This window comes from Bacteroides sp. AF39-11AC (genome assembly GCF_003474285.1).
Lineage (GTDB): Bacteria > Bacteroidota > Bacteroidia > Bacteroidales > Bacteroidaceae > Bacteroides.
The window spans coordinates 1-5054 of the sequence record NZ_QROH01000023.1 but is presented as its reverse complement, the minus strand read 5'-3'; the positions used below and the strand labels follow the sequence as shown (position 1 = coordinate 5054).

The 5054-nt window shown below is 36.4% G+C and carries 6 protein-coding genes; all 6 read left to right on the top strand.

The window, feature by feature from the left end; all coding sequences use genetic code 11:
• The coding region (locus tag DW036_RS25185; RefSeq protein WP_118466725.1) for a DUF3244 domain-containing protein at positions 1 to 279 on the top strand (279 nt) is incomplete at its 5' end.
• Between the two features lie 19 nt (positions 280 to 298).
• Entirely contained in the window at positions 299 to 1825 is a 1527-nt protein-coding gene (locus tag DW036_RS25180) for a cysteine peptidase family C39 domain-containing protein (RefSeq protein WP_118466723.1), read from the top strand.
• 128 nt (positions 1826 to 1953) lie between these two features.
• Positions 1954 to 2106, top strand: coding sequence for a hypothetical protein (locus DW036_RS25700; protein ID WP_158585995.1), 153 nt, complete (start codon positions 1954 to 1956; stop codon positions 2104 to 2106).
• 157 nt (positions 2107 to 2263) lie between these two features.
• A complete protein-coding gene (locus tag DW036_RS25695; RefSeq protein ID WP_158585994.1) occupies positions 2264 to 2419 on the top strand; it encodes a hypothetical protein in 156 nt (51 codons plus the stop codon).
• Positions 2420 to 2822: 403 nt separating this feature from the next.
• Entirely contained in the window at positions 2823 to 4286 is a 1464-nt protein-coding gene (locus tag DW036_RS25165; RefSeq protein WP_118466717.1) for a TlpA disulfide reductase family protein, read from the top strand.
• Positions 4276 to 5054: cysteine peptidase family C39 domain-containing protein (locus DW036_RS25160; protein ID WP_233560545.1), on the top strand; the 779-nt coding region annotated here is incomplete at its 3' end. The genes DW036_RS25165 and DW036_RS25160, both read left to right, overlap by 11 nt.

Genomic DNA, 5054 nt, shown 5'->3' with positions numbered 1-5054 from the left:
AATAATGTAGATCCAGAAACTGCTCCTAAAACGCGCAGCATTATTATACAACCCGCACATGCATACCTATATAATAAAGTAATATCCATATCTTTTGAAGAGATGATACCGACAGTTACTATCAGGGTTCTTAAAGAATCTACCGGTGAAACTATTTATTCGCAAGAATACATGAATCCGGCAGAAGTCTCTATTAACCTAAATATGCAAGCTTCAGGTACATACTATATCGAAATTATTTCGGATGAGATTTCTTTAGAAGGTGAATTTACACTTTAAGTATTAAAAGAGAAATATCATGTTGGAAGTTGATAATACCAGTAGAATACTTTATCACTTTTTACGTGTTTTGCATGTAAAAGTGAGTAAGATGACTGTACACCGCTTGCTTGACAATCCGTTGGGTAACAGTATGCGGGGTATCAGCGATGCACTGGATACACTCCACATCAACAATGCGGTATATCAACTTCCTACAGAATATTTCGACAAATTAGAAAGTCCGTTTATTGCTGTAACCAATGACAATGATTCACCCTTTTGTCTGGTAGAAAAGATGGAGAAAGGGCATGTTATCATCACTACGCCCCACACCCGGCATATAAAAGTAGGCAAACAGCAATTCTTGCAGAAATGGACGGGTGGAGTCTTAGCCGGCGAGATTACAGAGAAAACTATTCAAGAAAAAAATTACCGATTAAAGAATGTAGGAGAGTGGATTAGACAATATCAACTTTTGCTAGCAGGCATAGTTACTATATTCCTTATATTATATCATGCGAGCAGGAACTACTCATCAGGAATGACTCTCTACTTGCTGACACTATGCGCAGGGATTCTTGTTTCTGCTGCTATTCTTTATAAAGAAACCATCAACTATCAGTTCCTACATAGTTTTTGCCACATTGGTAAAGTAATAGATTGTAATGAAGTGCTTCACTCTAAAGGATCACGTATTATCGGTGTGGGATTAGGTGAATTGTCATTGTTCTATTTCAGCACTTTATTGCTATTCTGCTTCTTACGTCCGTACGATTTCTTTTATATCAGTGCATTATGCAGCATTATTGCAATAGGATTCACTATTTACTCCATCATCTATCAACTCTTTATAATTCGCAAAGGATGTATGCTTTGCATGATTATCAATCTAATAGTATGGGGTAATTGCATTACCTTATATTTACTAAAAGCCTATTCTAATAAAGTAATTTCAACCCAAGCGATTCTTCTCATTATTGCTATAAGTTGTATTTATTTAGTAATCCAGACACAACTAAAGAAATTACTAACATATAATGAAGAAAGGAAACAGCTTAAAGATCACCTTGCAAACTTACTTAACCCGGAAGCTTTTCAAGCTCTCCTGACCTTAAAACCACAGATTAAAGAACTTCCTCAACCTAACATAGCTCTACATAACAACATAACGGGTGAAAATCAATTACTACTTGTTACTAATCCCAATTGCAAGAATTGCGCAAAAACGCATTCACAAATTCAAAAAATAGCCAATGAACAACCTACTTGTTTAGTGCTATTAACTTTTCCCGGTGATAATATAGGCAAACAGGTTGCACTAACAATCATCAAAATCTATCTTACAGAAGGTTGGGAAAAGGCTATGAAAGCATTGTCTGAATGGTTTAGTACACATCATATAGAAGATATCCCCAATATTACGGATGAGACGCAAGATATATGGAAACAGCAACAATTGTATTGCTTGCAGCAGCAAATCAATGAAACACCTGCTACTATCATAAACAGACACTATTTACCATATATATATCAGATAGAAAATCTAAAGTATGTATTGACATAAAGATATTGTTCTCGAGACACAATAGCCGAAAAGAGTAACGGTTAAAAAAATATTACTCAAGTTATCTTACTAAAAAGACTATTAGTATGCACAAAGAATTCCTAAAGTTTCAATTGTCAAAAGACAAGATGAACGAGCTAAAGGGTGGTGCAGTCTATGCATGTAAATGCTCAAACAGCACTGAGATTTTCGTTGTAGCTCAAGACACTGTTGCAGGAGCAGTAGGTGAAGCCATGCAATGGTGTGGAGACAACAGCGTTGAATGTGTCCCTGGTTTTTAAATCAGAATTTATACAGAATAAGAAACAGAAGGTCAGATTTCCAAGATCCAAAGTTCTCATTCTATATAATTTCTATTAAGTATCTCTTTTATCAACCAATTAAATTTTCAAATTTATGAAAGAAGATTTCTTAAAGTTTCAATTGCCCAAAAACAAGATGAACGAGCTAAAAGGTGGTCAAACCCAAGCATGCCATTGCGGTGGAAGTAGTACATCAATCTTCTACGTTGAAGGCACAACGTATGAGGAATTAGAAAAGACTGCCGGACGTCTGTGTGGACTTAATGGCTGGGCGTGTACCCCAGTAAAATAGTCTAAACAATTTCGAACGTGTTAACGTAGTGATTGATTCCGCTAATGTTTCCAAACGTTCTTTTAACAATACCGGTGATTGTTTTCAACTTCAGGTTGGATATAATCTGCACTTAGATTTGCAGACAACACAGGATTGTTCTCTCTGCTCCTTTAAAATAAGCTATGCCAGCAAATTTAGAAGGAAACGCACATGAAATTCAATACACTCATAGTGGTTTAGATTTAAGCTGCGTTATAAGCACATTGAATTTCAGCAAGATATATATAATTTCATCTGCATAACGTTAATCACTTAGCGAGCAGTTGTGGATTATTATATAGTTTGATAAATATATTCAGAGGTTGCAGGAATTAAATACTAAAGTTCATGCAATCTCTGAATCATTCTACTTCTATAAAAAATGAAAATATTCTATTACATTTTGCTTTTACTTGTATCAACTACAGGTGCATTTGCTCAAAAGTCCACTATAACTTTCACATCAGACAAAGATTGTGAAGTTTTCATCTATGAACCTATAGACGGTGGATACAACGAAAAAGTACTAACAAAAAAGTTACTAATTACAGATAGACAATATGTAACGTATGAGACGGAAGTTTCATCTTATATGTTTATATACTGCCTATTTCCACAATATCAAAGATATTGTGACGTACTATTGTTTCCCAATGATTCTGTAGAAATACACCTAACTACAGAAGACCTTATTTTTCAAGGAACCAATCATAATGGACAGCAATACTTATATAACAATTTCAAGAAGAATCCTGACTGGGAAGAATATAAAAAAATGCAAGATGTATTCACTGAGTATATTGAAAATAAAAGAGAGCTATGCACAGTTATCCCCACGGCAGATGAGAGAAGGGGAATTTCCACCTGTATCAAATTTGCCGAAGAATTACCTTTCAAAACAAACACCACAATTAAATTCGCTAACATTCTAAAAAAAGAAATATATATGTATTTCTATTCAGATATTGCAGCTCTCTTATGTCTCACCCCATCAATAGCCTACTCCCAAAATAATCCCATATCGCATAAAGACAGTATTGCAATAAACCAATTAATTGACAGCATTTATAATGAGTATCCCATCTCATTCGAATTAATGAGATATCCTTCGAATATATATGTATGGAAATATTTCAGTCATTATTACGGAGATAAAGGATGTCCCGAAGAATATGATCCAGAGATATTTGGCCCATACAAAAAATACTTGTTTGCTCCCAAAGAAATGCAACCAGCTTTATTGGGACATGCATGCATGGTACAATTAAAGTATGATACCGGAGAAATGAACTTGAACAAGTTGAAAAAGTTCTTTAATGATGAATTCCCGAACAGTGAATATACAGCCATTATAAATGAACAAATAAAAGAAGAGAACGATTCCTTAAATAGTCCGGTTGCCAATCAATACTTTATTAAAGAAAACATTACTTCTTTAACTCAGCTAAAAGATGTGCAGGAACTAAAAGGGAAGTTTTTATATTTGGATTTATGGGCAAGCTGGTGCATGCCGTGCAGAGGAGAATTCAATTATAGGGAGCAAGTAGACACACTGCTGAATACATATAAAGACATAGCAATTATATACATATCTCTTGATCAAGAAAAACAAGAGAAAGCTTGGCGCAACTGCATCAAACAATATAAATTAGGTGGATTCCATTTGCGAGCTTCCTCCGAGTTACGGGAGAATATTCAAGAACAAGTATACGGTACGGATGTTTATGAAATTCCACGATATATACTAATCAGCCCAACGGGCAAAATCTTGCACAAGAATTTATCACGTCCCAGCAATTATCCTAAATTGAAAGAGGAATTAGACTGTATTATAAATGAACTATAAATTTCCCCACTTCATCCAGTACGATGCCATGGATTGTGGTCCTACCTGCCTCCGCATGGTAGCCGCTTTCTATGGCAGGCATTATTCATTGGAAGGATTAAGGGAAAAGTCATTCATCACCCGTGAAGGAGTTTCCATGCTTGGCATCAGCGAAGCTGCAGAAAAGATAGGTTTTCGCAGCATTTGCGTACAAGTAGGTTATGAGAAATTAAAGGAAGCCCTCCTTCCCTGCATCATACACTGGAACCAACAACACTTTATCGTAGCATATAAACTCACCGACAAGCATGTTTGGGTAGCCGACCCCGGCGCGGGAAAGCTGAAATATACCAAAGAAGAATTTTGCAATTGCTGGTTAAGTTCGCGGAAGGACGGAGAAGATACAGGGGTTGCGTTGTTACTGGAACCCTCTCCGAATTTTTACGAGATGGAAGACGAGGAGGACAAAGTGAACCGCAGAGGATTTGGATTCTTGTATTCGTATCTCCGTCCGTACCGGAACTTGGTAGGGCAGTTATTCTTAGGTTTACTACTGGGCAGCATGATACAGCTCATGTTACCTTTCCTCACACAATCGGTAGTAGACTTCGGTATCAACAACCAGAATCTTGGTTTTATCTATCTGGTACTGATTGCCCAGTTAATGCTGTCTTTCAGCAGCAGTGCCGTAGAGTTCATACGGGGATGGATATTGCTACATCTGGGTACTCGCATCAACATTGCCCTCATATCAGACTTCCTCATCAAACTGATGAAGATGCCCATCAA

Coding starts and splice junctions, on each gene's coding strand:
- DW036_RS25695 (WP_158585994.1), top strand. CDS start 2,264: ATGAACGAGCTAAAAGGTGGTCAAACCCAAGCATGCCATTGCGGTGGA.
- DW036_RS25165 (WP_118466717.1), top strand. CDS start 2,823: ATGAAAATATTCTATTACATTTTGCTTTTACTTGTATCAACTACAGGT.
- DW036_RS25700 (WP_158585995.1), top strand. CDS start 1,954: ATGAACGAGCTAAAGGGTGGTGCAGTCTATGCATGTAAATGCTCAAAC.
- DW036_RS25180 (WP_118466723.1), top strand. CDS start 299: ATGTTGGAAGTTGATAATACCAGTAGAATACTTTATCACTTTTTACGT.